Annotated in this window: 26 protein-coding genes; 7 read left to right on the top strand and 19 right to left on the bottom strand. The window is 61.1% G+C overall.

Going from position 1 to position 25,530, the window contains the following annotated elements; genetic code table 11:
* Nucleotides 1-36 precede the first annotated feature (36 nt).
* The 3 genes from ACUIAI_RS02310 to ACUIAI_RS02300 form a co-directional block, all read right to left on the bottom strand.
* Nucleotides 37-1,683 carry a peptide ABC transporter substrate-binding protein gene (locus tag ACUIAI_RS02310; protein WP_110412668.1) on the bottom strand — a complete coding sequence of 549 codons (1,647 nt, stop codon included), beginning with the start codon at nt 1,681-1,683 and terminating at the stop codon, nt 37-39.
* A 126-nt stretch (nt 1,684-1,809) separates the two neighbouring features.
* The gene (locus ACUIAI_RS02305; RefSeq protein WP_445342509.1) at nt 1,810-3,480 is read right to left on the bottom strand and encodes a peptide ABC transporter substrate-binding protein; all 1,671 of its coding nucleotides are present in this window, start codon (nt 3,478-3,480) and stop codon (nt 1,810-1,812) included.
* Between the two features lie 172 nt (nt 3,481-3,652).
* Nucleotides 3,653-4,585: a tyrosine recombinase XerC gene (locus ACUIAI_RS02300; protein ID WP_445342508.1), complete on the bottom strand. Its 933-nt coding sequence runs from the start codon at nt 4,583-4,585 to the stop codon at nt 3,653-3,655.
* A gap of 104 nt (nt 4,586-4,689) precedes the next feature.
* Here ACUIAI_RS02300 and ACUIAI_RS02295 point away from each other — a divergent pair, with 104 nt between their 5' ends.
* Complete coding sequence (locus ACUIAI_RS02295; RefSeq protein ID WP_445342507.1) at nt 4,690-4,962, top strand: DUF6725 family protein; 273 nt, start codon at nt 4,690-4,692, stop codon at nt 4,960-4,962.
* Here the strand turns inward: ACUIAI_RS02295 and ACUIAI_RS02290 are convergent.
* The 14 genes from ACUIAI_RS02290 to msrB form a co-directional block, all read right to left on the bottom strand.
* Complete coding sequence (locus ACUIAI_RS02290; RefSeq protein WP_445342797.1) at nt 4,952-5,989, bottom strand: prephenate dehydrogenase; 1,038 nt, start codon at nt 5,987-5,989, stop codon at nt 4,952-4,954. The two genes, ACUIAI_RS02295 and ACUIAI_RS02290, sit on opposite strands and share 11 nt — an antisense overlap.
* 65 nt (nt 5,990-6,054) lie before the next feature.
* Entirely contained in the window at nt 6,055-7,041 is a 987-nt protein-coding gene (locus tag ACUIAI_RS02285; protein WP_445342506.1) for a prephenate dehydratase domain-containing protein, read from the bottom strand.
* Nucleotides 7,038-7,502, bottom strand: coding sequence for an alcohol dehydrogenase (locus tag ACUIAI_RS02280; protein ID WP_445342505.1), 465 nt, complete (start codon nt 7,500-7,502; stop codon nt 7,038-7,040). Before ACUIAI_RS02280 ends, ACUIAI_RS02285 begins: the two co-directional genes overlap by 4 nt.
* Nucleotides 7,503-7,573: 71 nt before the next feature.
* Entirely contained in the window at nt 7,574-9,493 is a 1,920-nt protein-coding gene (typA, locus tag ACUIAI_RS02275; protein ID WP_445342504.1) for a translational GTPase TypA, read from the bottom strand.
* 114 nt (nt 9,494-9,607) lie between these two features.
* The gene (scpB, locus tag ACUIAI_RS02270) at nt 9,608-10,270 is read right to left on the bottom strand and encodes an SMC-Scp complex subunit ScpB (RefSeq protein WP_445342503.1); all 663 of its coding nucleotides are present in this window, start codon (nt 10,268-10,270) and stop codon (nt 9,608-9,610) included.
* Nucleotides 10,267-11,070, bottom strand: a complete 804-nt coding sequence (locus ACUIAI_RS02265) for a segregation and condensation protein A (RefSeq protein WP_445342502.1) — start codon at nt 11,068-11,070, stop codon at nt 10,267-10,269. The genes scpB and ACUIAI_RS02265 overlap by 4 nt, the downstream gene beginning before the upstream one ends.
* Entirely contained in the window at nt 11,067-11,906 is an 840-nt protein-coding gene (locus tag ACUIAI_RS02260; RefSeq protein ID WP_254477035.1) for a ParA family protein, read from the bottom strand. Before ACUIAI_RS02260 ends, ACUIAI_RS02265 begins: the two co-directional genes overlap by 4 nt.
* Nucleotides 11,907-11,951: 45 nt before the next feature.
* Nucleotides 11,952-12,881, bottom strand: coding sequence for a site-specific tyrosine recombinase XerD (gene xerD / locus ACUIAI_RS02255; RefSeq protein ID WP_445342501.1), 930 nt, complete (start codon nt 12,879-12,881; stop codon nt 11,952-11,954).
* A 79-nt stretch (nt 12,882-12,960) separates the two neighbouring features.
* Nucleotides 12,961-14,721 carry a spermidine synthase gene (locus ACUIAI_RS02250; RefSeq protein WP_445342500.1) on the bottom strand — a complete coding sequence of 587 codons (1,761 nt, stop codon included), beginning with the start codon at nt 14,719-14,721 and terminating at the stop codon, nt 12,961-12,963.
* Nucleotides 14,722-14,838: 117 nt separating this feature from the next.
* Nucleotides 14,839-15,222, bottom strand: a complete 384-nt coding sequence (gene rplT / locus ACUIAI_RS02245; protein WP_110412658.1) for a 50S ribosomal protein L20 — start codon at nt 15,220-15,222, stop codon at nt 14,839-14,841.
* A gap of 48 nt (nt 15,223-15,270) precedes the next feature.
* Entirely contained in the window at nt 15,271-15,465 is a 195-nt protein-coding gene (gene rpmI / locus ACUIAI_RS02240; protein WP_015021617.1) for a 50S ribosomal protein L35, read from the bottom strand.
* Nucleotides 15,446-16,138, bottom strand: a complete 693-nt coding sequence (gene infC / locus ACUIAI_RS02235) for a translation initiation factor IF-3 (RefSeq protein WP_295907918.1) — start codon at nt 16,136-16,138, stop codon at nt 15,446-15,448. The genes rpmI and infC overlap by 20 nt, the downstream gene beginning before the upstream one ends.
* Nucleotides 16,139-16,374: 236 nt before the next feature.
* Nucleotides 16,375-18,264, bottom strand: a complete 1,890-nt coding sequence (gene asnB, locus ACUIAI_RS02230; protein ID WP_445342499.1) for an asparagine synthase (glutamine-hydrolyzing) — start codon at nt 18,262-18,264, stop codon at nt 16,375-16,377.
* A gap of 146 nt (nt 18,265-18,410) precedes the next feature.
* Entirely contained in the window at nt 18,411-19,388 is a 978-nt protein-coding gene (gene msrB / locus ACUIAI_RS02225) for a peptide-methionine (R)-S-oxide reductase MsrB (protein WP_445342796.1), read from the bottom strand.
* 169 nt (nt 19,389-19,557) lie between these two features.
* Here msrB and ACUIAI_RS02220 point away from each other — a divergent pair, with 169 nt between their 5' ends.
* The 5 genes from ACUIAI_RS02220 (at nt 19,558) to gap (ending at nt 23,168) form a co-directional block, all read left to right on the top strand.
* Nucleotides 19,558-20,295 (top strand): AzlC family ABC transporter permease, encoded by a 738-nt coding sequence (locus ACUIAI_RS02220; protein WP_445342498.1) that lies wholly within the window; start codon nt 19,558-19,560, stop codon nt 20,293-20,295.
* Nucleotides 20,292-20,648 (top strand): branched-chain amino acid transporter permease, encoded by a 357-nt coding sequence (locus ACUIAI_RS02215; protein WP_254477030.1) that lies wholly within the window; start codon nt 20,292-20,294, stop codon nt 20,646-20,648. Before ACUIAI_RS02220 ends, ACUIAI_RS02215 begins: the two co-directional genes overlap by 4 nt.
* Before the next feature lie 14 nt (nt 20,649-20,662).
* Nucleotides 20,663-21,457, top strand: a complete 795-nt coding sequence (locus ACUIAI_RS02210; RefSeq protein WP_445342497.1) for a thiamine diphosphokinase — start codon at nt 20,663-20,665, stop codon at nt 21,455-21,457.
* A 40-nt stretch (nt 21,458-21,497) separates the two neighbouring features.
* Nucleotides 21,498-21,923 carry an arsenate reductase family protein gene (locus ACUIAI_RS02205; protein ID WP_445342496.1) on the top strand — a complete coding sequence of 142 codons (426 nt, stop codon included), beginning with the start codon at nt 21,498-21,500 and terminating at the stop codon, nt 21,921-21,923.
* A 189-nt stretch (nt 21,924-22,112) separates the two neighbouring features.
* Nucleotides 22,113-23,168, top strand: a complete 1,056-nt coding sequence (gap, locus tag ACUIAI_RS02200) for a type I glyceraldehyde-3-phosphate dehydrogenase (RefSeq protein ID WP_390133211.1) — start codon at nt 22,113-22,115, stop codon at nt 23,166-23,168.
* A gap of 74 nt (nt 23,169-23,242) precedes the next feature.
* Here gap and ACUIAI_RS02195 read toward each other — a convergent pair whose 3' ends face one another.
* A complete protein-coding gene (locus ACUIAI_RS02195; RefSeq protein ID WP_445342495.1) occupies nt 23,243-23,839 on the bottom strand; it encodes a DedA family protein in 597 nt (198 codons plus the stop codon).
* A gap of 77 nt (nt 23,840-23,916) precedes the next feature.
* On the opposite strand from ACUIAI_RS02195, the gene ybaK reads away from it, so the two are divergent.
* Entirely contained in the window at nt 23,917-24,423 is a 507-nt protein-coding gene (gene ybaK / locus ACUIAI_RS02190; RefSeq protein WP_445342494.1) for a Cys-tRNA(Pro) deacylase, read from the top strand.
* Between the two features lie 18 nt (nt 24,424-24,441).
* Here ybaK and ACUIAI_RS02185 read toward each other — a convergent pair whose 3' ends face one another.
* Complete coding sequence (locus ACUIAI_RS02185) at nt 24,442-25,509, bottom strand: 4-hydroxy-3-methylbut-2-enyl diphosphate reductase (RefSeq protein WP_445342493.1); 1,068 nt, start codon at nt 25,507-25,509, stop codon at nt 24,442-24,444.
* Between the last annotated feature and the right edge of the window lie 21 nt (nt 25,510-25,530).

The following is a 25,530-nucleotide window of genomic DNA, read 5'->3' as shown; positions in this document are numbered from 1 at the left end:
TCAGTTTTGGGGTGTGGGATTCAAGCTCCCGTCACCTCACTTGCTGATGTTGTAGTAGGCGGGGGTTCCCTTCCAGGTGAAGGAAAATCCTTTGATGTTCTTGGCGGCCACACCGTTGGAGTTCTGGTAGTAGAGCGGGACTGCAGGCAAATCGCGGAAGAGCACCTCCTCGGACTGCTGGTAGATCTTGTTGGCCTCGTCGATGCTCTTGGCGGAGGCTGCTTTGTTCAACAGGGCGTCAAACTCGGGGTTCCTGTAGGTGTTACCGTTGGATACCGAGCTGGAGAAGTTACTCGACAGATAGCTCTCAGGCGAGGGGTAGTCAGGCTGCCAGCCAGAGCGGAAGGCCGAGTCATTGAACTTGCCGTTCTGCACGTTGGAGCGGAACTCGCTGAAGGTGGGCAGAGGGTTGCCCGCAGCCTGGATGCCCAGGGCGTTCTTGATGGAGTTGGTGACGGCATCGTAGATCTCCTTGTGAGCACCATCGGCGTTGTAGGCGATTTTGAAGGTGTCGCCCTCGCCCCAGGGGGAGATCTTGTTGGCCTCGGCCCAGAGCTCCTTGGCCTTGGACGGGTTGTACTTGAGCACGTCGGATCCCTTGATGCTGGTTGAATAGCCGGGGATGACGGGGGCCGTGAAGTCGTGGACCTCCTTGGCGGTTCCGGACAGCACCTTCTTGATGATGCTTGCTCGGTCGATGGACATGGAGACGGCCTGGCGACGTAGCTTGCCCTCCTGATCCTGGCCGAAGTGCTTCATGTAGGTCGGGATGGTGAACATCTGGATGACCGAACCCGGGTCGTTGACGGCCTGGACCGTGTTGTCGGTCTGGAAGGTTTTGCGAGCCGAGGCGGGCAGAGTGTCGAGTACATCCAGGTTGCCGGCCTGCACGTCGCGGTAAGCCGCGGTGGGATCGGTGTAGGACCGGAACTCAACACCGCCGTTCTTGACCTTGATACCGCCCTTGTAAGTGGAGTCCTTGACCAGCTTTATGGACTTGTTGTGCTCCCAGGACTGGAACTTGTAGGGCCCCACGGTCACTGGCTTCTCGCCAAAGGCCTTGGTGTCCTTATAGAAGGACTCAGGCAGCGGCGCAAAAGCGGTGTAGCCCACCTGAATGGGGAAGGTGGACGAGGGCGAACTGAGATCCACAGTGAAGGTCTTGTCATCGATGACCTTCAGACCGGACAGCTGGGCCTCGCCAGGGGTGCCCTCCTTCTGCAGGTCGTCATAACCCTTAATGTTGGCGAAGAAGCTGGAGGCCAGCGGCTTGTTACCGATGTTGGCCGCCCAGGACCAGGCTTTGGTGAAGGACTGTGCGGTGACCGGGGTGCCATCAGAGAACTTCCAGCCGTCGTTGATGGTCACGGTGTACTGGGTGTTGTCCTCATTGGCCTTGATCTGCTTGGCGATCTCGTTGACTGGTTTGCCCTTGTCGTCGAAGCGTACCAGCTTGGAGAACATGAGGTCGATGGGGTTGCCGCCCCCCACTTCGTTGGTCATGCCAGGGATGAGAGGATTGGTCGGTTCAGGGTTGAAGAACGAGATGACGGCATCCGAGCTGCCGCCGTTGGTACTATTGGCTGAGGAGTCGGACCCACCGGATCCGCCGCAGGCGCTCAGCGTGAGCGCCATGACGCACAGTCCGGCGCCGGCAATGGTCAGGGCCGATTGCTTCTTCATATATGCTGCTCTTTCCTTTGGTTGGTTTCCCGAATCCGCCGCCAGTACACAAGACCCGGGCACGAATCCGCTTTGCTGCGGATCCGGCCGGGTCGACGACGGATTATGCTGTTTTCGGCACGATCATCACTTCTTCTTAGACAACTCCGCGAGGTTCGGATAGCTGTTCCAGCCCAGAGTCAATCCCTGCACATTCTTGGCGGAGGCACCCTTGTTGTTGGCGTAGTAGAGCGGAACCGCTGGCATGTCCTGCAGAAGGATCTCCTCAGCCTGCTGGAAAAGCTTGTTGGCCTCGCTGGTGTCCTTGGCCTTTGCGGCCTGCTTCAGCAGGTCATCGAACTTGGGGTTCTTATAGTCGCCATCGTTGGACCCGTTGCCGTCAGCCGCCGAGCTGGCAAAGTTGCTCAACAGGTAGCTCTCAGGAGAAGGATAATCAGGTGACCAGGCCGACCGGAAGGCCGCGTCCTTGTAGGCGCGCTTGTTAACGTTGCCACGGAACTCGCTGAAGGTGGGTACAGGAGTGGCCTCAGCCTTGATGCCCAGCGTGTTCTTGATGGAGTTGGCCATGCCGTCATAGAAATCCTTGGCACCGCCGTCAGCATTGTAGACCATTTGGAAGCTCTTGTCGGCAGGCCACTGGCTGATGGCATCGGCCTTGGCCCAGTACTCCTTGGCCTTCTTAGCGTTGTACTTCAAATTATCGGAGCCCTTGAGGTTCTTGGAGTAACCGGGGATGGCCGGCGCGGTGAAATCAGTGGGCTGCACACCCAGACCACCCAGGACTTTGTCGATCAGCATCTTGCGATCCAAAGCCATGGAGATGGCCTGACGGCGCAGGTGACCCTCCTCGTCCTGGCCAAAGTGCTCCATGGTGGTAGGGATGGTGAACATCTGCAGGACGGAACCAGGCTTGTTGTAGCCCTGAACCAAGTTGTCAGTCATGAAGGTCTTCTGGGCTGAGGTGGGGACGGTATCGATCGCGTCCAGGTTGCCCGCCTGCACATCGGAGTATGCCGAACCGACGTCGGTGTAGACCTTGTAGTCGATGCCGCCGTTCTGGACCTTGACATCGCCCTTGTAGGTGGTGTTCTTGCGAAGCTTGACCATGGTATTGTGCTGCCAGGAATCGAACTTGTAGGGGCCCGAGCTGACCGGGTTCTCGCCATAGGCCTTGGTGTCCTTGTAGAAGGACTCGGGCAGCGGCGCAAAGGAGGTGTAGCCCACCTGGATGGGGAAGGTGGACGAGGGCGAACTGAGGTCCACGGTGAAGGTCTTGTCGTCCACGACTTTCAGGCCGGACAGCTGTCCATCCGCGGGCGCGCCCTGCTTCTGCAGATCGTCATAGCCCTTGATGTTGGCGAAGAAGCTGGAACCCAGCTGGCCGTTGTTCACATTGGCTGCCCAGGACCAGGCCTTAGTGAATGACTGGGCCGTGATGGGAGTGCCGTCCGAGAACTTGCGCCCATCGACCAAGGTGACCTTGTACTGGGTCATGTCGTCGTTGCCCTTGATCTCCGAGGCCAGATCATTGTGGGCCTTGCCTTGGTCGTCGAAGCGGACCAGCTTGGCATTGATGGCGTCCACCACCTGCCCGCCGCAGCTCTCCACTGTGTTGCTGGGAATGAGTGGTTTGGCCGGCTCACACCCATGGACCGAAACGACGGTATTGTTGCCTGACTGGCTGCTGGACGATTGCTGAGCGCCCTTGGTGTCTGAACCACTACCGCAGCCGCTTGCCAAAAGCGCCAAGGCACAGATGGTCGCGGACACGAGCGTGAGCTGTGAACCCTTCTTCATTGCTGCTGCTCCCTAATATTCATATATTTACTAACTGTCAACTTCACGTCTGCAACCAGAGACACTAGGATGACCGAACCTCAAAGATCCCTGACAGACGCGTAAGCCACAATACGCCATATTCTGGTACGAAGATATTTCGTAAAGCAAGTCTCGTCTCACTTGCCGAATCTCAAGCCCGCGGAAAAGCTTGCCTGTACCGGTCCCGCAGCTGCTCGATGGAGACGTGGGTGTAGCGCTGGGTGGTTCGCAGGGAGGAGTGGCCCAGCATCTCCTGAACCTCGCGCAGGTCGGCTCCCCCATCCAGCATATGCGTAGCGGCCGAGTGCCGCAGGGCATGGGGGGCGATGTCAGGCACCCCAGCCTGACCAGCCGCCTGATGAACCACCTTGCGAACCTGCCGCTGGCCAACCCTGCCGCCTAGTTGACCCAGGAAGAGGGCCTGACCTGCCTTGCGGGCCGATTTAGCCGTTGCGCCCGCCAGGACCGGCCGCCCCTCCCCCAGCCAGCGATCCAGGGCGCGGTCGGCGGGCAGGCCATAGGGCAGAACCCGCTCCTTGGAACCCTTGCCCAGGACCTTCACAGTGCGGCTGTGCCGATGCACATCATCCAGGTCAAGTCCGCAAAGCTCGGCAACACGCATACCCGTGGCGTACAGCAGCTCCAGCATGGCCGCATCCCGCACCTGCAGGGCCGCTTGAACTTTCTCGTCCTCCCTGGGCTCGACTGGATCCTGGTCAACCGTATCCATCAAGGTGCGGGCCTGATCATGCGTCAGGATTCGTGGAAGGTGCTCGGACTGCTTGGGACTGCTCAGGGCCAGAGTGGGGTCGGTCTTGATCCGGCCGTGCCTGCTCAACCAGCCGAAGAAGGACCTTAGTGCGGCCGTCTTCCGGGCCATGGTCGAGCGGGCGTGAGTGGCTGCCTCACGGGCCAGCCAGGACCTGATGGTGGCCAGGTCGATCTGCGCAGGGTCATCGATGCCGCGCAAATGCATCAGGTGCAGAAAGCCCGCCAGGTCGGCCCGGTAGGAACGCACGGTGTTGGGACTCTTGCCTGCCACCCGGGAAAGATAGTCGGTAAAGTCCTGCAAATCCTGGTCCACTACGGGTGCTCCCTTCGCTTAGCTGTGCAGTATGTGCAATACAGTCTAGGCGTTTTTGCCCTCGTCGCAGCTGCAGGCGATACTGACGAAGGAGGTGGATGGCCATGCGTTTGCCAGCAACCATACCGGCCGGAGCACGTCTGGTGGTCAGGATTGCCCTGGGGTTGAATCCGGAAGATGGAAGGCCAAAGTTCCGCGACTACGTGGGCCATGTAGTCGACTGGGACGGACATCGGCTGATCCTGGACAGGGATCCGGCGGCCAATGGGTCACGCCCCGGGGAGCGCGTGACCCTTCAGGCGGCAGACATGGTGGCGCTGAAGCCGGTTCCGGAACGCCGTTCGCCCCGCCCGGACCATCCGGATCTCAGTCGATGACCGGCGGGTGCAGCACGCGGGCCCTGCTGGTGGTCAGGAAGGCCGAGACCTGCTCGCCGCGCAGGGCCGAATCCAGCAGCTCCTGCCGCCAGTTGCCCTCCTGCGGATCCAGTTCCAAATCAATTGTGGGCATCTGCTCCTGGTCGCCCAAGGCAGCCTTGTAGCGCCGGAAGGGATCGGCCTGGAGAAAGAAGTCCCTACGCTTTTCAGCGGCCTCCGGCTTCGGATTCCTCAAGAGGGAAGCCATGTCCTGCAGATTCTCGACCAGGGCATCCAGAAGGTCGGCCACCTGGTCGGCGTTCTCCTCCACCATGGCCCGGGTCCGTTCCGGATCGGTCAGGGCCACACGTGTCATGTCCCGCCAGGATCCGGCCGCCAGAGCCGAAGCCACACGACGGTCAGGCGACCTCGTCAGGATGTTGGCCAGAGCGGTGGCCACCACATGGGGCATGTGCGAAATCAGTGCCGCGGCCCGGTCATGGGTGGCATTATCCAGGACGATCAGCCGGTTGCCCAGCCCCTGGGTGACCATATCGGCCACGGTCAGGAAGCGGCTGTAATCCGTATGCTCATCGACACAGAGTGCCCAAAGGGCATCTTCCAAGAGGGCCGGGTCCGAGTCCTCATAGCCAGAGCCCTCGCTGCCGGCCATGGGATGGGCGCCTACATAACGATCGGCCAGACCGGCCTGTTCGACCTGCCTGCGGACCGGACCCTTGACACTGCCCACGTCCGTGAGGGTGGTGCCACGGGTCAGCACCGGGGCCAAGGCCTGGAGCACGTCGGGCATGACCCGCAAGGGGGTGGCCAGCACCAGAACGTCGGGCTTGCCCTTGGCCAGCTCCTCCAGGGTGTCCACGCAATGGATTCCCTGGCTGCGGGCCTGCTCATAGGGACGGTCGTTATGGTTCCAGGCGATCACGAACCGACCCCGGGCGGCCAGGCGGCGGGCCAACGATCCCCCGATCAGACCCAGTCCCGCAACGGCGATCTTGTGGGCCGAGGTCAGCACCGGTGAGGCGGCCATGCCCGCTATCGGGTGCATGTGCTCGGGCCCGGACAGATCCAAGTGTGGGAAGGGCGCGGATTCATCTACCATAACAACTCCTTGCTGATTGTCTCGGAATCGGGGTCCTCACCCCGGAAGGCCCCCGCCCTGGGCAGCATCCATTCACGGATGGGGGGCGCTGGATGCGGGGTGCGCGGATGGACCGCCAGGGTCTTGAGCCAGTCCCCCCTTTCCAGCAGGTCGGCCAGCACCTGATGCAGACCCTTCTGCCACGGTGCGGCGTCGATGCTGGCTACGAAGCTGTAGGTTCCGTCGTGTCCCTTGATGGGCCGGGACATGAATGAGGTCATGTTCAGGCCCGCATCGCGCAGACGGTCCAGCAGGTTGGCCAGCACGCCCGGCCCGGTATTCAGGGGAATGAAGGTGACGATGGACTCGAAATCCCCGCCCGGCGCCAGGCGGCGCGCCAGCCGGGCTGCCTGATCCCGGGGTGCCAGCATAAGAAAGTCGGTGCGGGCCCCCTGATAGTCCTGCACCTCACGCCGATAGGTCTCCAGCCCGTAGAGGCTCCCACAGATGCGCGGACCCAGAGCCACCTGATCGGGGCCCAGATCACGGCAGGCCGCAGCGTTGGAGTTGGCTGTCACCGGATTCAGGCCGGTCTCTTGGATGAAGCCCTTGCACTGGGCCAGTCCGTGAGGGTGGGCGCCGACCTGGCGCAGGGTGCCATGGTCGGCCCGGACGAAGGCATCGAAAACGATGGGCAGACGGACCATGCCGAAGCCCGCTACCGCTTGAGCGTCAATCAAGGCGTCCATGTTGGGCACCACATGGCCCTCCACGTTGTTCTCCCAGGCCAGCACTCCCCAGCCTCGGCCCTCCTCCACGGCGGCCACAATGGCAGCTGCATCCGTACAGGGCCTCAGATCCGCCTGGCAGCCCAACCTTGTCTCCATGAGGTTGCTGGCCTCAAGGGCAGCCTGGTGGGTGAAGGTCCCCTCGGGTCCCAGGAAGTGCAAGGGTATTCGGTCGGGCAGAGTTAACGAAGTTCCTGATAGAACCTGGCTCATGCGGATCGCCCCTGACGACGCAGGGGGCCGTCAGCAAACCAGGAGGCAGGCAAGCAAATGGCCAGGGTCTGGATCAGGACCAGCCCGCCCATCCAGAGAAAGACCGCATACTTGGCAAAGAACGTAGGGAAGTTGGCATAAGGCATGAGCACATCGCCACCCGGCCCCCGCATGGAGAGCAACCAAACCACGACCGTCGATGCTACCAAATGCAGGGCCAGACCCATGGTGCCGCTGTCGCTGCGGACCCACCAGGCGGCCAAAGCCACCAGCAGATAAGCCAAGGCCATCCCCCAAGGCAGACCCTGAGCGGCCCCGGAGCGCTGGACTAGGGTTCCCAGCACGCCCACCGCCAGGCCAATAGGCAGGCCCAGCAAGCAACGGAGGGGACTTGTCTGACCAGACTCCTCCGCCAAATGGGAAGGATCCTGGTCATTGGATTTGGAAACCTGAGACTTCATGGGTTCAAGACTAGTCCGACCCGGTCACCATGGGGCGGCCGGGTCACACTGTTCTGATTGTGAGAGAAGGCTTACTTCTTGTTGGCCCTGCGCTGACGGGCGTTCCACTTGTACCAGGCATCCCTGTCCAGGATGATCTTGCGCACGCGGATGGACTCGGGGGTCACCTCCACGCACTCGTCATCGTTGGCGAAGTCCAGGGACTCCTCCAGGCTCATGTCGATGGGCGGGGTCAGGGTCTCCAGCACGTCGGCGGTGGAGGAACGCATGTTGGTCATGTGCTTCTCCAGGGTGATGTTGATGTCCAGGTCGCCGGGCTTGTTGTTGATGCCCACGATCTGCCCCTCGTAGACGGGCGACTGGGGCTTGACGAAGAACTCGCCGCGGGCCTGGAGCTTCTGCATGGCGTAGGGGCTGGCCTTGCCCGAGCGGTCGGAGACCATGGATCCGTTCTGCCGTGTCTTGATGTCGCCCGCCCAGGGGGCATAGCCGGCGGAGATCGACGAGGAGATGCCGGTGCCACGGGTGGCAGTCAGCAGGGCGGTACGGAAGCCCAGGAGGCCACGGGATGGCACGGTGAACTGCATCCTGACCCAGCCGGAGCCATGGTTGGTCATGGTCTCCATGCGGCCCTTACGATCGGCCATGAGCTGGGTAACTGCGCCCATGTACTCCTCGGGCACGTCGATGGTGTCGGACTCCATGGGCTCCTGAACCTTGCCGTCCACGGTCTTGGTAACTACCTGGGGACGGCCTACGGTCAGCTCGTAGCCCTCGCGGCGCATCTGCTCAGCCAGGATGGCCAGGGCCAGCTCGCCACGACCCTGAACCTCCCAGGCATCGGGCCGATCGGTGGGCAGCACCTTGATGGAGACGTTGCCGATCAGCTCGCGGTCCAGACGGTCCTTGAGCATGCGGGCGGTCAGCTTGTGGTCCTTGCCCTCGGTGCCAGCCAGTGGCGAGTCGTTGGTGCCAAAGGTCATGGAAACGGCCGGGTCGTCAACGTGAATCAGAGGCAGGGGGCGGGGATCGTCCTGGTCGACGATGGTCTCACCGATCATGATGTCCTCAACACCGGCTACAGCCACGATGTCGCCGGGGCCGGCCTCATCCACTGGGGAGCGCTGCAGGCCCTTGGTCCGCAGGATCTCGGTCAGCTTGAAGTTCTCAATGGATCCGTCCACACGCGACAGGCCGTACTGGCGGCCCTTGGTCAGGGTGCCGTTGTAGATGCGTACCAGACCCAGACGGCCCAAATAATCGGACGCGTCAATGTTGGTCACATGGGCCTGCAGGGGGGCGCCTTCCTCATACTCCGGGGCGGGGATGTTATTCAGGATGGCCTCGAAGAGAGGCTCCAGATCGTCGTTGTCTGGCACAGCGCCGTCGGCCGGCTGGTTGACGGACGCCTTACCAGCCTTGGCAGCGCAGTAGATGACCGGCAGGTCCAGGAGGGAATCCAGATCCAGGTCCACCCCCTCCTCGCTCACGTCCTGAGCCAGACCCAGGAGCAGATCGGTGGATTCTGAGACCACCTCGGAGATGCGGGCATCGGAACGGTCGGTCTTGTTGATGACCAGGATGACGGGCAGCTTGGCCTCCAGGGCCTTGCGCAGGACGAAGCGGGTCTGGGGCAGAGGCCCCTCAGAGGCGTCCACCAGCAGGACCACACCGTCGACCATGGAGATGCCGCGTTCCACTTCGCCGCCGAAGTCGGCGTGGCCGGGGGTGTCCACAACATTGATGGTGATGCCGTCGGGCTGCCCCAGCTTGGCTGCCAGAGGGCCTGTGTACTTGACGGCGGTGTTCTTGGCCAGGATGGTGATGCCCTTCTCCTTCTCCAGGTCGTTGGAGTCCATGACCCGGTCGGGCACCTCCTCCCGCTCGGAGAAGACGTGCGACTGCTGCAACATGGCGTTGACCAGGGTGGTCTTGCCGTGGTCAACGTGTGCCACAATCGCCACATTTCGTATATCGCCGCGTACCGCCATCAAAACCTCATTCTCGTGAATGCTATCCATGCCCCCACCGGCCTAGCTGCCGGCTGGCGTGGTCCAGGAATTGGACAAACAGAGACAAGTGTAACCGCCTTGTGTGACAGGCGTTCACTCCTCCTCGCCCTGGGACGAACCATGGGCAAGATCCGGGGATTCGGGCTGGCCAGACAGCTCCTGGCGGGCCTGGGCCAGAGCAGAGTCCTCATCAGGCAGGAAGGGGGCCAGGGAGGGCAGATCCTCCAAGGATTGCAGGCCCATCCGTTCAAGGAAGAGGTCGGTGGTAACCAGCAACGCGGCGTGGGTCTGCTCGTCCAGGCCTTCCTCACGAACCAAGCCGCGCACCAACAGAGCCCGGATGACCCCATCTGAGTTGACCCCGCGAATCTGGCCCACCTGGGCACGGGTCATGGGCTGACGATAGGCCACGATGGCCAGGGCCTCCAGGGCCGCCTGGGAAAGTCTGGCCGTCTGACCGTCCTTGACGAAGGCCGCCACCACGGGCTGGTAAGCGGCCCGACTGGTCAGCTGCCAGCCTCGGGCGGTCCGACGCAGTTCGAATCCTCGGTCGCTATAGGATTCGGCCAACGATTCCAGGGCGGAATTGACAGGCCCCGGATCCACGGCAAGCACCCGGGAGAAGTCCTCTGCAGTCAGCGGCCGATCCGTGGCCACCAAAATGGCCTCCAGACAGGCGGCCAGTCCGCCGGGAAAGTCCTGTACGTCGAAGTCAACGTATTCAGGACGGGTATCAGGAACCGAGGATTGGCTCATGCGAAGTCCCCCTCACTGATCAAGGCCGTTTCCGGCTCCTGGGTAGGCCCAACCCAGCGCAGGTAGAGCGGCTGGTAGGGACCATCCTGACGATACTGGATCAGCTCCTGCCTGAAGAAAATCAGCACAGCCAGAAATCGGGCCACCACCTGCGCCCGGCTCTGGGAGGAGGCGACCAGATCGGCGAAGGCCACAGGCTGCCCGGGCTGCGCCAGCAGGGCTTGGCGAACCTGGTCGGCCTCCTTGTTCAAATCAACCAAGGGTATGTGCAGCTGGTCCAGACGAACACGGGAGGCCGGAGCGTTGACCAGGGCATTGGCACAGAGCAGGGCCAGATCCTCTGGCTTCAGGGTCCAGACCAGATCAGGCAGCAGATGGGCCAGCTGGGGCTCCAGATACCCGGGATGCGGGTATCGGCCCGAGTTGGCGGCCAGCCTAGCTTGAAAGTCCCGTCCAGCCTGCTTGAATGCCCGGTACTGCAGAAGCCTGGCGAAGAGCAGATCACGCTCCCGAAGGGCATCCATGGAGGCCTGGTCGCGCATGGATTCGTCCTCAACAGGCAGGAGGGCAGCGCTCTTGGCCTCCACCAGAACAGATGCCACGTCCAGGAAGGCGCTGGCCTGGTCCAGACCCTGACTGAAGTCCAGTGTGCGTACGTAGTCCAGAAACTCCCCAGTGATGGAGGCCAGCGAAACCTCCGTCAGGGAGAGCTTTCGGTTGGCCAGCATGGCCAGCAGCAGGTCGAAGGGCCCCTGGTAGACATCCAGGTCGACGGCGAAGCCGTCCGCTGATCCGCTCACGCCACGATGCCGCGGGCGATCAGCTCGCGGGCGACCTCCCGATACTCCTTGGCGGTCTTGTGCTCGGGGGCGAACATGGTGATGGGCTCACCTGCCACCGTGGCGTCGGGCAACTTTATGGACCGGCTGATGATGGAGTGCAGAACCTTGCCTTTGAAGGCCTCGTAGATACGCTGAAGCACCTCGTCCGAATGCAGGGTCTTGGTGTACATGGTGACCAACACCCCATAGATCTGCAGGTCGGGGTTGATGCGGCTGCGGACCTTCTCTATGGATTGCATGAGCAAGGCCACGCCACGCAGGGCGAAGAACTCGGCCGCCACGGGAATGATGACCCCGTCCGCAGCAGTCAGTGCGTTGACGGTCAGCAAGCCGAGCGAAGGCTGGCAGTCGATGATGATAGCGTCGTACTCCTGTCGCAAGGGCCGGATGGTAGCCGCCAGGGCCTGCTCTCTGCCGACCTCGGTGACCAGCTGAATCTCAGCGGCCGATAAATCAATGTTGGCCGGAATGATGTCCAGACCGTCAAAACGGGTGTGCCGGACTACCTCGTGAACATCCAGGGAAGGGTCGAACATAGCGGTGTAAATGGTGTTGTCCACACTGTTGGCATTGATGCCCAGACCCACGGTGGCCGCGCCCTGAGGGTCGAAGTCCACGATCAGCACCCGTCGCCCATACTGACACATGGCCCCAGCGATATTGATTGATGAGGTGGTCTTGCCCACGCCGCCCTTCTGGTTGCACATAGCGAGGACACGGGCCGGGCCGTGCTGTTTCAAAGGCTCCGGGGCAGCGAACGTCTCATACTCGCGCCCTAACAAATCCGTAGGCATGCCTCTACCCTATCAAGTTTCCAACCGCTTTCGTGGGTTGGCGGGTCAGCGGGCGCGGGGATGGGCCGTCTGGTAGGTCTCCATCAGGGCCTGGGGACTGACGTGTGTGTAGATTTGCGTCGTAGTTACCGAGGCATGGCCCAGCAGCTCTTGGACCGAACGCACGTCGGCGCCTCCCTCTAGCAGATGAGTGGCGAAGGAGTGCCGCAGAGTGTGGGGGTGCAGAGGTCTGTTCAGGCCCGCCCGGCGACCGGCGTCCCTGACCACCTGCCAGACGGTCTGCCTAGTCAGCCGCTTGCCCCGCTTGTTGAGGAAGACTGCCCTCAGCTCCCTGCTCTTGGTGGCTCGATCACACAGGCGGGACCGCCCCATATTCAAGTAGGCCTGCATGGCCTGGCATGCGTAGGACCCCATGGGCACCAAACGCTGCTTGTCGCCCTTGCCGGTCAGACGGACTACTCGCTCGTCCAGGTCCATGTCCTCCAGGTCGGTGCCGACGGCCTCCGAGACCCGGCAGCCTGTGGCGTACATGAATTCCAGCAGGGCCTTGTCCCGCAGGACCACCGGATCCTTGGACCCGCCCATGGCGGCCACATCCAACAGCCGGGTCACCTGGTCCACGTCCAGCACATCCGGCAGGGCCGAGGTGCCCTTGGGAGCCTTGACGGTACGAGAGACATCCTGGTCGGTCACCCCCTGCTTGAGGGCGAACCGGTGCCACTCATGGACAGCGGCCATCCTCCGTGAGCGGCTGGCTGAGCTCTCATCGGCCAGATGGGCCAGAAAGCCCTCCACATCGGCAGTTCGAATCTGCTCCACGCTGGTGATGCCTCTAGCGGACAGCCAGCGAATGTACATGTTCAGATCGGACTTATAAGCCTTGACCGTAGCGGGGGCAAGACCCCGCTCCAGACCAGTGTAGGCCAGGAACTGATCCAGCAGAGCGGTCAGCCCCTCCTGATGATCACCGTCCACTACCGCTTAACCTCCGGTTCTCTTCATCAGTGCTGGTCTTTAGAGCATATTCTAACGCGTTGTGGATTGGAGCGAACGCTCAAGAGACTTCCCGAATCAGCCCTTGAATCCCTTCTTGCTGAAGAATCCGTCGATAGGGGCCGGCCTCCCTGCTGATGATTCCGTCAATGGCGTGCATGCCCAGCAGCTCCACTGGCGCATTGTCATCAGTCAATACCCTCCCATTTATATCCCCAACCGTGCTCAGGCGGGAGCTGACCTGCTCCATCATCTCGGACAGGTCCGGATCAGGGCTGACCCTGGCTGCCTCCTCCGCCAGTAGTTCGGAGGCCGGATAGTCCCTCATAGCCTTCCTCTTATCCCCTCCCGCTTCCGAGAAATCTGCGGAAACAGGGCGACGTGCAAAGAGCTCGCGGTTGGTGGTCTGGGGCACATCGGCCGTCAGGATGGCATCGGAGCCGAAGACCCTGGTGATGGTATTGGTCAGGGCCGCATTGATGGACCCCTGACCGTCGTCGATCATGTTCATGTTGACCACCATGACCCCGCCCGGATTCAGGTGGTTCCTAACCAGGGTGAAGAACTCGGTGGAACTCATCTGGAAGGGTATGGTGATGTCCTGGTAAGCATCGACCATAATCAGGTCGTAGTGCTGGCTGTTGGCCGCCAGCCAGGCTCGGCCGTCGTAGGTGGAAACCTGAATATCGGAGGGCTGATCAAAATACTTGATGGCCAGGTTGCTGATGGCCTGGTCAATCTCCACCCCCTGGATGGCCATCCGTGGATAGTACCGCCTCAGTTGCCGGGCATAGGTCCCGGTCCCCATGCCCAGGATCAGAGCCGAGCGGGACTGATCGGCCATGAGCGGTGCTGCCAGAGCCGTGTCGTAGTACATGCCGGTCATCCCGGGATGCTTCATAGTCACCGACTGGACGCCGAAGAGAACGTTGGTGGAAAGGATGGTTCTATCCGCCAGGGTTTTGACCTGCAGATAGTTGTAGATGGACTCGCCCTCATAGGCCAGGCCCTTCTCCCAGAATGCGAATCCCGTCATTGGCGAGAGGGCAGCTGAGACTACAAAGGCCACAGTGGCGATCAGGCAGGCCAGGCGGTGCGCATGGGAGGAAAGAAAATAGACCAAGGCCACCAGAAGCAATATCCCCGAGAAGATCAGAAAGGTAACGAAGGTCCCCACGGCAGGGATGGTCACAAAGGTGGGCAGGAAGGTGCCCAGGATGGATCCCACGGTATTGCAGGCGCTGAGCCGGCCGACCACCGAAGCGTTATCGTCCAGGGAGTCGGTGGCGCTCTTGACCAGGCCCGGTGTGATGGTGCCCAGGAGGAAGAGGGGCGGAACAAAGATGATCAGGCAGGAGATAAAGGCCGCCAGGACCAGGAAGTTGGTAGAGACGGCCACGATCAGCAGTCCCGAAATCAGAATGATCAGATACTTGCCGACCAAAGGAATCAGGGCGATCCAGACGGCCGCGGCCATAATGCTCAGGTAGAGCCTGTCCGGGTCAGGGTTCCGGTCAGCCCAGCGGCCGCCGACGACGGCACCCAGGGCCAGGGCGATCATGATGGTCCCGATGATGATGGTCCATACAATCTGAGAAGACGAGAAGTAAGGAGCCAGCAGGCGGGAGGCCCCCAGCTCAGCGGCCATAACGGCCATCCCCGAGAAAAACTCCGTTACATAGAGAAAGATGCGCGACCGAAGGATGGGGCGCGACTGATTGATTTTGGTTAGCTTGGATCTACCGCTGCCGCGAGATGGACTGGCTTGAACTGCTGATTCTGCCGAGACAGCCGACTCGACTACGCTGTGATCATCGTTCATGGCGGCTCCCGGCATCATTGTCGTCAATCAACTTACCGTCCCGCTGATAAATGGTCAAATATGCAAAGAACCCCGCCAAAGGCGAGGTTCTTGAAATACGGTATCCAGATCCGCTGATCAAGCAGTGACCGGAGCGTTCACATCGGCAGGCAGGGCCTTCTTGGCCTCAGCCACGATGGCGTTGAAGGTGTCGATGTCGTTGACGACCAGGTCGGCCAGAGCGCGGCGATCCAATTCGATCCCGGCCAGGCGCAGCCCTTGAATAAAGCGGTTGTATGTGATTCCCTGGGCGCGGCATCCGGCGTTGATGCGCTGGATCCACAGCTTGCGGAAGTCACCCTTGCGGGCCTTGCGGTCCCGGAAGTTGTATGTATATGAATGGAGCAGCTGCTCCTTGGCCTTGCGGTAAAGACGAGAGCGCTGGCCACGGTAGCCTGACGCACGCTCCAGGACGACCCGACGCTTCTTATGCGCGTTGACTGCCCGCTTGACTCGTGCCATAGATATTCCTCAGCTTTCTAAAATCTCACTCGACGCGACAGCACCCGCTCAGCGGGCCAGCATCCTCTTCATGTTCTTGGACTGGGTCGGAGCGAGCACCTCGTCAGTAGACAGGTGGCGACGCTTCTTGGCCGACTTGTGCTCCAGATTGTGGCGCATACCGGTCCCGGCGTGCATGAGCTTGCCCGAACCCGTGGTCCGGACGCGCTTGGATGCGGCGGAGTTACTTTTCATCTTCGGCATTGCTGCCCTCCTTGGATTTCATCTGCTTGGAAGAAGTATTGTTGGAGCCCGCAGTCTCCTTTTCGTCGGCCTTGGCAGCCAGATGGGCCGCCTGACGGGCTTTGCGCTCGGCGCGGGCCTGGCCGCCCCGCCGACGCTGCTCGGACTGGGTGTGAACCTTCTTGCCCTTAGGCGACAGGGTCATGATGATGTTGCGCCCCTCTTGCTTGGGGGCAAACTCAATGGAGCCCAGATCCGCGACATCGTCAGCAAGCTTGCGCAGGAGCTCCACACCGCCGATGGGCCGGGACTGCTCGCGCCCACGCAGCATGATGGTGACCTTGACCTTGTCTCCGGCGGACAGGAAGCGGCGCACGTGCCCCTCCTTGACCTCGAAGTCGTGGTCGTCGATCTTCAATCTGAAGCGGATCTCCTTGATCTCCGACATGCTCTGGTTGCGGCGCGCCTCACGAGCCTTGATCTTCTCGTTGTATTTGAACTTGCCGTAATCAATGAGCTTGGCGACCGGAGGCTTGGCCTTGGGTGCAACCTCGACCAGGTCAAGGTTGGCCTCCTTGGCCAGGTTGAGGGCGACGGAGGTCGCAATGATTCCCACCTGCTCGCCGTTGGGCCCGATCAGGCGTACCTGAGACACTCGTATATCGTCGTTAATCCTTGGTTCGTCGCTAATGATGACTCCTTCTCAAATACCACAACATCCACTGCTCGGCGAAGAACCCATAGGTTTCGAACATAGCCCTCGCAGCCGTACGGCAACGAAACAGCCAATGCCTGCACCGCACATAATGACAACCAGCCGTTACCGGCGCAGGTCGAACCCGAAGCCATGGAAGGCTCCCAGGTGGGATCATCCGCTTTCTTGATTTCTCAAGCCGGATAATAGTATAACACAGCCCTCAGGACAGATCCCTAGGCATGAAGATCCAGCAACCCTGGCTTGGCCCCGTCGTGGTTGAAGTAAACGTCATACCAGGTCAGGAAGGAGTAAACAGTCCAGATCTTCCGGCGGGCATCGTTGCGCTTGGCATAGTTGTCATCCAGCATCCGCAGCAGGGCCTCCTGGTCGAAGAACTCGGACACCCACTCCTGCTCGAACAGGCTGCGGACCAGCCGATAGTAACGCTCCTGATGCAGCCAGTCCCGGATTGGCACGGGAAAGCCCAGCTTTTCTCTGGCGGACCACTCTCTGGGAATATGACGGTCAGCAGCCTTGCGGAAGGTGAACTTGGTGTTCTGATCAGTGATCAGGTATCTGGTAGGCACCTTCTCGGCCACATCCATCAGCTTGCGGTCCAGCAAGGGAACCCGCAACTCCACCGAGTGGGCCATGGTCATCTTGTCGGCCTTGAGTAGGATGTCCCCGGGCATCCACTGATGTATGTCCAGATACTGCTTCTTCTTAATCTCGGACAAGTTGCGCCCCTTGAGTCGGGCATATATCCTTCCGGTGATCTCAGAGACTCTGGGAGCCTTGCGATAGGCCGGCTTGAGCAGTTTTCCGGCCTCGTCCTCGCCGAAGACCCTGGCCTGACCGATGAAATTCTCCTCAGCAGGGGCCAGGTTGGCATACAGGTGCCAGGCTCCGTGGAAGTGCTTGCCCTTGGCCCAGCGTCCGATAGCGTACCGAGCCTTGCGGGGCAATCGTCCCAGAAGGCGGGTGACATCCTTGATGATGCGCGAGCGCGTATGCACCCCGTAGTCTATATAACCGGCGAAGAGCTCGTCGGCGCCCTCCCCGCTCAGTACTACGCGCAGGTCTCGGCTGGCCAGCTCGGAAAGGAAGAAGAGCGGCACGCAGGAGGGATTCGAGTCAGGTTCGTCCATGTACCACTGGATCTGTGGGAAGTAGCTGAAGGCCTGGTCGCCGTCCAGGGACTCGCTGGTGTTGTTGAGATTGAGCATGGAGGCCAGTTCGCTAGCCTGGTCGGACTCGTTGTAGGTCCCCTTGCCAAATCCGATTGAATAGGTATGCCGGGGACGTGCCAGGGCTGTGACATAGCTGGAGTCCACCCCCGAAGAGAGAAAGGAACCCACCTCCACATCGGCTACCTGGTGGGCCTTGACAGAGTCCTGAACGGTCTTGTCAATCGCGTCGACCAAGTCCTTCAGGCTCTGCTTGCTCTCTCCAAATGCCGGATCGTAATACTGGTGGATGTCCATCTTTCCATCCCGAAAGGTGAACCAGTGACCCTCGGGAAGTTTGAATACGCCCTTGAAGAAAGTCTCAGGGAGCGCCGAATACTGGAAGGTCATGTAGGGACGCAGGGCCTGGTTGTTGAGCTCCTTGTGGAAATCTGGATGCTGCAAGAGACTCTTGATCTCCGAGGCATACATAAAAGTACCGCCCATCCGGGCGTAATAAAAAGGCTTGATACCGAAATGATCCCGGGCCCCGAAGAGCTCGCCGCGGCCACGGTCCCATATGACGAAAGCGAACATGCCACGCAGACGGTTGACAACCTGGTGGCCCCACTGCTCGTAACCATGCAGGATGACTTCGGTGTCCGACTCGGTGGAGAAAGTATGGCCCAGGTCGATCAGTTGGCGGCGCAGTTCGCGGTAGTTGTAGATCTCCCCGTTCATGGTGATGGCCATGGAGGAGTCCTCATTGAAGATGGGCTGGTCGCCGCCCTGCAAATCGATGATGCTGAGGCGCCGAAAACCCAAGGCTACCCGCTCATCCACGAAATGGCCCTCGCTGTCAGGCCCACGGTGGGCGATGATATCTGTCATCCGCTTAAGCACTGCCGTCTTTTCCTCAGCAGAGGCGTCGTTGACGAACCCAGCAATCCCGCACATAGGCCTGACTCCTTATTAGTTCACCAAGAGCCCACAATAGACCAAGAGGGCAACAGAAACAGGAAACAAACGAACCTTATGAGTAGACTGCGCCGGAACCCCCATGGGCTGAAAGCTCCGACGTGCCAATGACAGCAGAACTGTCATTATATTGCTGCATCCACCAGGGGCAGGTAATCTCCGTAGCCCTCCGCCTCCATCCGGTCCCGCGGCACGAATCGTAGGGCGGCGGAATTCATGCAGTAGCGCTGCCCGCCACGGTCAGCCGGGCCATCGTCGAAGACATGCCCCAGATGGATGCCGGTCTGTGCTGTCCGTACTTCGATCCGGGGCCGACCCAGCAACTTGTAATCCTTGCGATTGACCAGCAGTTGAGGGTCAATAGGCTTGGTAAATGCCGGCCAGCCACAGCCCGAGTCGTACTTGTCGGCCGAGGAGAAGAGCGGCTGCCCGCTGACCACGTCCACATAGATGCCCGGACGGAACTCTCCGTCGTAGACGTTGGTGAAGGGCCGTTCGGTGGCCGAGTGCTGGGTCACCTCGTAGCTTTCAGGGTCCAGGGACCAGATGCGCTCGATGTAGCGTTGGCGGGAAGCGGCATTGGCGATGGCCTCCAGGGGGATGTGGCAGTATCCGCCAGGGTTCTTGAGCAGGTAGTCCTGGTGGGACTCCTCCGCCGGATAGAAGTTGATCAGGGCCTCCACCTGCACAGCGGGATGACGGCCGGTCCGGCGCTCCAACTCCTCCAAGACGCGACGGAAGACGGGCTCCTCCTGCTCGCGATGCTCGGGATCCCAGTAGAGGCCGCTGCGGTACTGCCTGCCCCGGTCGTTGCCCTGCCGATCCACCGAGAATGGGTCGATCAAATCCAACAGAAGCAGGGTCAGGGTCCGTAAAGTGACGGTTTGGGGATCATAGGTCAGCCGCACACTCTCCACGGCGTCGGTGACACCGCTGCAGACCTGCTCATAGCTGGGGGCGGGCACTGTGGACTGGGCGTATCCTACCTGGGTGTCAATGATCCCGTCCACCTCTTGGAAGAACCGCTCGATGCCCCAGAAGCATCCCCCAGCCAGGACGACCGTGGCCAGGTTGTTGGTCGAAACCTTGTTCTTGTCCATGATTCCTCCTCACGTACCGGTGCCTATCGTTAGGTTCAACAAGAGCCGGAGAGCCCCTATTCCGCCCTTCCAGCCTCTTGACAGCCTTCTCACATTGTCGACCAGTCTGCCCCTGCGGCGCAAGAGGCAATTATCATATGACCATTTCCAAATCGAAGCCAGGAGGTTGACCATGCAGCGAGCGCAGGAAGAGGCAGACGACGATGCGAAGTCCTCCGGGACCATCCTCGACTCCCTGGCTGCAGCCTTTCCACGGACCCTCCCCATCTTGGCTGGATTCATGGTGCTGGGAGCCTCCTACGGTTTTCTGATGACCAGCCGTGGATTCCCGGTGATCTACCCGCTGGCTATGAGCGCCCTGATCTATGCCGGGTCCATGGAGTTCGTGACCGTGGACCTGCTCTTGTCCACTTTCAACCCCTGGGGTGCGCTGATGCTGACCCTAATGGTCAATGCACGGCATCTCTTCTACGGCCTAGCCATGCTGCCGGTCTTTCGAGGGACGGGCTGGAAGAAGCCCTATCTGATTTTCGGGATGTGCGATGAGACCTTCGCCCTGGAGTCCGCCGACCCTCACCCGGCCGGAACCGACAAGGGCTGGTACCTCTTCTTCGTCACCCTGCTTAATCAGATCTACTGGGTGGGCGGAGCCACCCTGGGCGCTGTGCTGGGCAACCTGGCGAACTTCGACACCCGGGGGCTGGATTTCGTGCTGACTGCCATGTTCCTGGTGCTCTTCCTGGAGCAGTGGCGGCAGGCCGAGGCCCGCGTGCCGGCCCTGATCGGTCTGCTGGCTTCGCTGGCCTGCCTGCTTGTCTTCGGACCCGACCGATTCATCATCCCGTCCATGGTGGTCATCCTGGCCATCTTCATCTTCTTGGACTTCCGCAGCCAAAGGGAGGCCTCATGACCACTGCACAGCAACTAATCACCATAGGCATTGTGGTCCTGGGAACCATGGCCACCAGATTCCTGCCCTTCATAATCTGGCCGGAGGGACGTCGGCCACCGGCCCTGGTGACCAGGCTGGGACGTCTACTGCCAGCCGCCGTCATGGGACTGCTGGTGGTCTATTCGCTCAGGCACACCAACCTGGTCGGAGGCGACCACGGGCTCTACCAGGCCCTGGCTCTGCTGGTCACAGCCCTGGTCCACCTGCGCTGGCGAAACATGATGGTCAGCATCGCCTGCGGCACCCTGACCTACATGGCCCTGGTGCAAGGGTGGCTGCTCTTCCTGATCCGTCTGGTTGGTCTGGGATGATGAGTGTGCGTCCAATGGGCGAGCGCAGAAAGAAGAATCTTATGCAGGATGACGGTCAGTCGGACCGTACAGGCCAGGCGAGTCAGGCACCGCTCTGCCGGATTTGGGGCGCAGGACAGTACTTTGGCGAAGAGACGGCACGCGGCGGACAGGCCATGGTCATCGCAGCGGACGGCGGGCTGGAGCCGGCCCTGGAGCACGATGACGAGCCGGAACTGGTCGTGGGCGACTTCGACTCCCTGCCCGCTGGCAGCCAGAAGCTGCGTACAGACATCCCCCGCCGGGTCCTGCCTGCTGAGAAAGACGACACGGACCTGCTGGCCGCAGTCAAGGTGGGCTGGCGGTACGGTTGCCGAAGATTCCTTATATATGGCGGCCTGGGCGGGCGCATGGACCACACGCTAGCCAACCTGAACCTGATCCATCTGATTGCTGCAAGCGGTGGCCGGGCCGAACTCTGGGGCCAGAGAATGCTGGTCACAGCTCTTGGCCCTGGAAGCCTGGACTTTCCCGCCTGGGACTGCCCGCCCAGGTCCATGGTCTCCGTCCTGGCGGCCGACGACCAGGCTCTGGGTGTGGTTGAGCAGGGCCTCAAATACCAGACGGACGGCATGACCATGACCAACCGGCAGGTCACTGGTGTCAGCAACGAGTTCCTGCCCGGTAAACCGGCCCACATAGCACTGAAACAGGGAACAGTGTTCGTCGCCTACCCCACCTCGGCGCCCGAGCCGGTCTGGAGCACCAACCTGGAACCCAAGGCCGACCTAGGCTCCCTGGAGACTCGACCCTCCCGTCGGCTGGCGTGAACCCTCTTTGACTTGGAATCCCACTTGGAAAGGAAAACCTATGGCGGAATCATCAACCACACTATCAACAGCACCAACAGCCGAACACCCGCTCTTCATCTGCTACAGCCGCTGCTCCACCTGCGCCAAGGCCCGCACCTGGCTGCGTGACCACAATGTGGACTTCACCGAGCGCGACATCAAGGAGGACCGCCCCACTCAGGATGAACTGACCGCTTGGTTGGACATGAGCGGCCTGCCCGTCCGGCGATTCTTCAACACCTCAGGTCAGGCTTATCGCAGTCAGGGGTTGAGCAAACGCTTGCCGCAGATGGATACGGAGCAGGCTCTGCAGCTGCTTTCCACCGATGGCATGCTGGTCAAGCGTCCCATCCTGCTGGATGGCCGCCATGTCCTGGTCGGATTCCGTCAGCAGCAGTGGGAGGATTGGCTGGCCAATACGAACGAAAATTCTCACAATTCCTGATCGTTTTGTTGCGCAAACAAACAACAAAATCTACCATTTTTTTTGTTCGTTTTTTCCTCGGCACAACCCGCGTAATCGCTTGCTATAAGTACACAGGGTTCTATAAACTATGAGATGTTATCAGTAATCGGCCATATACGGTCCGGTAATTTTTGTGCTGTATACGGCCAATCTCCAAGGGAGAATTGAATGACAGTAAAGATTGGCATCAACGGATTCGGACGTATCGGTCGTCTGGCCTTCCGGCGCATCTTTGAGCTCCAGGCCCGTGGCGGCGACGCCTCCAACATCGAGGTTGCCGCCATCAACGATCTGACCACCCCGGCCATTCTGGCCTATCTGCTCAAGTACGACAGCACCCAGGGCACCTTCCGTCACGACGATGGCACCCCTGTCTCGGTCACCTCCACCGACACTGCCATTGTAGTGGATGGCAAGGAGTACCCGGTCTACGCCGAGAAGGATGCCAACAACATCCCCTGGGTCAAGAACGACGGCGTGGACTACGTGCTGGAGTGCACCGGCTTCTACACCTCGGCCGAGAAGTCCCAGGCCCACCTGAACGCCGGGGCCAAGAAGGTTCTGATTTCCGCCCCAGCCAAGGACGACACCACTCCTACCGTGGTCTACGGCGTCAACCAGGAGACTCTGAAGCCCTCCGACAAGATCATCTCCGCCGGCTCCTGCACCACCGGCTCCCTGGCCGCCATGGTCAAGATGCTGGATGACAACTTCGGCATCCGCATCGGCTACATGACCACCATCCACGCCTACACCGGCTCCCAGATGCTGCTGGACGGCCCCAAGGGCAATAAACCACGCAACACCCGCGCAGCTGCCATCAACACCATCGAACATTCCACAGGTGCCGCCAAGGCCATCGGCAAGGTTGTTCCCTCCGTTGACGGCAAGCTTCAGGGCCATGCACAGCGTGTGGCCGTTCCCTCCGGCTCCGTCACCGAGCTGACCTGCGTCCTGGACAAGAAGGTCACCGTCGACGAGATCAACGACGCCGCCAAGAAGGCCTTCGAGGGCAAGGACTACTTCGGCTACAACGACGAGGGCATCGTCTCCTCCGATGTGATCGGCGACACCCACGGTGGCGTCTTCGATCCCACCCAGACCGATGTCAACACCCACGGTGACGACCAGCTGGTCCGCACCGTTGCCTTCTACGACAACGAATATGGCTTCACCAGCAACATGATCCGCACCCTGCTCTACTTCGCCAAGCTGGGCGACTGAGCATCCGGCCGGTTCTTCCGGCCATAGCGTTTACGGGGTCCGTTCCCTATACGGGGGACGGACCCCTTGTGTAATCAGCGCCTCCGGGTGAACGCCCGCATGGCCAGGTCGCAGACCAGGCCGACGACCATGCCCACCAGAAAGCCGATGGCCATGACGGCCAAAGGGTTGTTCTCCAACCAGGAGGCGGCCAGATACCCCAAGGTCCACATATAGATGGACCAGAGCAGACCGGCCAGTGCAGCCAGAGGCAAATAACGGTTCAGCGGATACCGCGCCGCCCCGGCAGTCAGATTTACCACGGTCCGGCCCGAGGGCACGAACCGCGAGGCCAGTGTGAAGAAGCCGCCTCCCTGCAATAGCGCCCGGTGGGCCCATGATGTCACAGCCTTGCCTGCGGCACCTCGAAAGACGGCTAGACGATTCAACGGGACAAGCCGCCCCAGCCCATAGGTGCAGGCATCGCCGCCCACGAAAGCCAAGGCACAAACCAGAAAGACCAGGACGGGAAAGGGTCTTCCTGTGGCCCGAAAGGCCGAAGCCGTGGCCAGGACCATAAGCTCCGTAGGTATGGGAATGATCAGCGCATCCAGAAAAGCTGCCAGAAAAAGTACGGCCAGCCCCCAGCCGCCTGTCACCGCATCGAGCAGCCAGGCATTGACAGCGGTCATGGACTACCCTTTCCGCGCAAATGGGGCCAAAGACACCCCTCAGCCAACCTAAACGGTCAGTACCTTAGCATGGAGTCATGAGCAAGAAGAAGCGAGCGGATTCGGATGCCGCGACTCCAGCCATGGCCCAGCTGGAGCGTCTGGGGGTTCCCTTCACTGTCCATGAGTATCATCACAGTGCCGACCACATGGACCAGGGGTACGGCATCGAGGCAGCCAAAAAACTGGGTCTGGATCCGCACACGGTCTACAAGACCCTGATGGCCGACACGGGCAAGGAGCGGGTCATCGGCATTGTTCCGGTGACCGGACACCTGATCCTCAAGCATCTGGCAGCAGCCGTGGGCGCCAAAAAGGCCCGCATGGCCGACAAGGCCCAGGCCGAGAGGGAGAGCGGATACGTTCTAGGCGGCATATCGCCCTTCGGACAACGCACCGCACACATCACCGTGTTGGACCAGGGCGCATTGGATTTCGACACCATCATGGTCTCCGGCGGTAAGCGCGGCATCAGCCTGGGTCTGGATCCTCGGGATTTGATCCGTGTCCTCAAGGCCAAGACCGCACCCCTAGCCACCGACTGAGAGTTTTAGCGCTGGGGCTTAATCCTGTGGCTGTGGAACCTCCCTAGATGCGCGTGCTGAGCGCAGGGCAGCAGGTAGGACGAAGTGCATGTGCTCGTCTACTGCTCGCTCCCGGGTCACCTGGGTGAACCCTCGGGAGGCCAGGGTCTCCAGTACCCCCTGAACCAGGTTCTCGGGAACCGACGCACCCGAGGTGAGCCCTACCGAATCCATGTCCTGCAGCCAGGTCGGGTCCAGCTCGCTCGCGTCGTCGACTCGGTGGGCCCTGCGCTCACCCTGACCAGGAAAGCGGACATCCAGGGCCTGACGGGCCACCTCGACCAAACGCACCGAATTGGAGGAGTTGGCCGACCCCACTACAATCATGCAGTCCGCCTGCCCGGCCACCAGCTTGACCGCCTGCTGCCTGTTCTGGGTGGCGTAGCAGATGTCTGAGCCCGGTGGCTCTTCTATCCAGGGGAAGCGTCGACGCAGGGCCGCAGCCAGGTCGGCGGTCTCATCCAGGCTCAGGGTGGTCTGGGTCAGCATGACAAGAGGCGTGTCCGGCCCGAAGTCCAAAGAGTCGATATCGGCCTCATGCTCCACCAAATGAACCCGGTCCGGGGCCTCCCCCATGACTCCAATAGCCTCGTCGTGCCCCCGGTGACCTATGTAAATGATCCGGTAGCCGTCCCGAACGAAGCGCTGCACCTCCCGGTGGACCTTGCTGACCAGGGGGCATGAGGCATCAACCACACGCATTCCCCGCCGCTGGGCCTCCTTGACGACCGAGGGAGCGATGCCATGAGCTGAGAAGACCACAGGCACCCCGGCACGGACGGCCTGGTCGGGAATCTGGTCCAGCTCGTCCACGAACACGGCCCCACGCCGGGACAGGTCCTCGACCACATGCCGGTTGTGGACTATCTGTCGGCGCACATAGACCGGGGGCAGGCCCTGGTGGGGGTTGTCCGCATCCAGGATGGTCTGCACGGTCTGGATGGCACGGTCCACCCCCGCGCAGAACCCGCGCGGATCAGCCAGGACGACCCGCCCATGCCCCTGTGGGGTCGGCTGTTCGCACACGGTGGTCCGAAATCCTGCCACTGCCGCTCCTTAACGATGTCA

Source organism: Bifidobacterium sp. ESL0827, from assembly GCF_052606685.1.
The sequence above is the reverse complement of the archived record's forward strand: the minus strand, read 5'-3'. Positions and strand labels throughout refer to the sequence as shown.

What these genes read in the sequence shown, in the direction of transcription:
- ACUIAI_RS02260 (WP_254477035.1), bottom strand. Translation starts at nt 11,906, where the DNA reads ATGCCTACGGATTTGTTAGGGCGCGAGTATGAGACGTTCGCTGCCCCG.
- ACUIAI_RS02295 (WP_445342507.1), top strand. Translation starts at nt 4,690, where the DNA reads ATGCGTTTGCCAGCAACCATACCGGCCGGAGCACGTCTGGTGGTCAGG.
- gap (WP_390133211.1), top strand. Translation starts at nt 22,113, where the DNA reads ATGACAGTAAAGATTGGCATCAACGGATTCGGACGTATCGGTCGTCTG.
- ACUIAI_RS02215 (WP_254477030.1), top strand. Translation starts at nt 20,292, where the DNA reads ATGACCACTGCACAGCAACTAATCACCATAGGCATTGTGGTCCTGGGA.
- rplT (WP_110412658.1), bottom strand. Translation starts at nt 15,222, where the DNA reads ATGGCACGAGTCAAGCGGGCAGTCAACGCGCATAAGAAGCGTCGGGTC.
- rpmI (WP_015021617.1), bottom strand. Translation starts at nt 15,465, where the DNA reads ATGCCGAAGATGAAAAGTAACTCCGCCGCATCCAAGCGCGTCCGGACC.
- ACUIAI_RS02210 (WP_445342497.1), top strand. Translation starts at nt 20,663, where the DNA reads ATGGGCGAGCGCAGAAAGAAGAATCTTATGCAGGATGACGGTCAGTCG.
- scpB (WP_445342503.1), bottom strand. Translation starts at nt 10,270, where the DNA reads ATGAGCCAATCCTCGGTTCCTGATACCCGTCCTGAATACGTTGACTTC.
- ACUIAI_RS02310 (WP_110412668.1), bottom strand. Translation starts at nt 1,683, where the DNA reads ATGAAGAAGCAATCGGCCCTGACCATTGCCGGCGCCGGACTGTGCGTC.
- ACUIAI_RS02250 (WP_445342500.1), bottom strand. Translation starts at nt 14,721, where the DNA reads ATGAACGATGATCACAGCGTAGTCGAGTCGGCTGTCTCGGCAGAATCA.
- ACUIAI_RS02195 (WP_445342495.1), bottom strand. Translation starts at nt 23,839, where the DNA reads ATGACCGCTGTCAATGCCTGGCTGCTCGATGCGGTGACAGGCGGCTGG.
- ACUIAI_RS02280 (WP_445342505.1), bottom strand. Translation starts at nt 7,502, where the DNA reads ATGAAGTCTCAGGTTTCCAAATCCAATGACCAGGATCCTTCCCATTTG.
- ACUIAI_RS02220 (WP_445342498.1), top strand. Translation starts at nt 19,558, where the DNA reads ATGCAGCGAGCGCAGGAAGAGGCAGACGACGATGCGAAGTCCTCCGGG.
- typA (WP_445342504.1), bottom strand. Translation starts at nt 9,493, where the DNA reads ATGGCGGTACGCGGCGATATACGAAATGTGGCGATTGTGGCACACGTT.
- ACUIAI_RS02290 (WP_445342797.1), bottom strand. Translation starts at nt 5,989, where the DNA reads ATGGCCGCCTCACCGGTGCTGACCTCGGCCCACAAGATCGCCGTTGCG.
- ACUIAI_RS02305 (WP_445342509.1), bottom strand. Translation starts at nt 3,480, where the DNA reads ATGAAGAAGGGTTCACAGCTCACGCTCGTGTCCGCGACCATCTGTGCC.
- asnB (WP_445342499.1), bottom strand. Translation starts at nt 18,264, where the DNA reads ATGTGCGGGATTGCTGGGTTCGTCAACGACGCCTCTGCTGAGGAAAAG.
- ACUIAI_RS02285 (WP_445342506.1), bottom strand. Translation starts at nt 7,041, where the DNA reads ATGAGCCAGGTTCTATCAGGAACTTCGTTAACTCTGCCCGACCGAATA.
- ybaK (WP_445342494.1), top strand. Translation starts at nt 23,917, where the DNA reads ATGAGCAAGAAGAAGCGAGCGGATTCGGATGCCGCGACTCCAGCCATG.
- ACUIAI_RS02205 (WP_445342496.1), top strand. Translation starts at nt 21,498, where the DNA reads ATGGCGGAATCATCAACCACACTATCAACAGCACCAACAGCCGAACAC.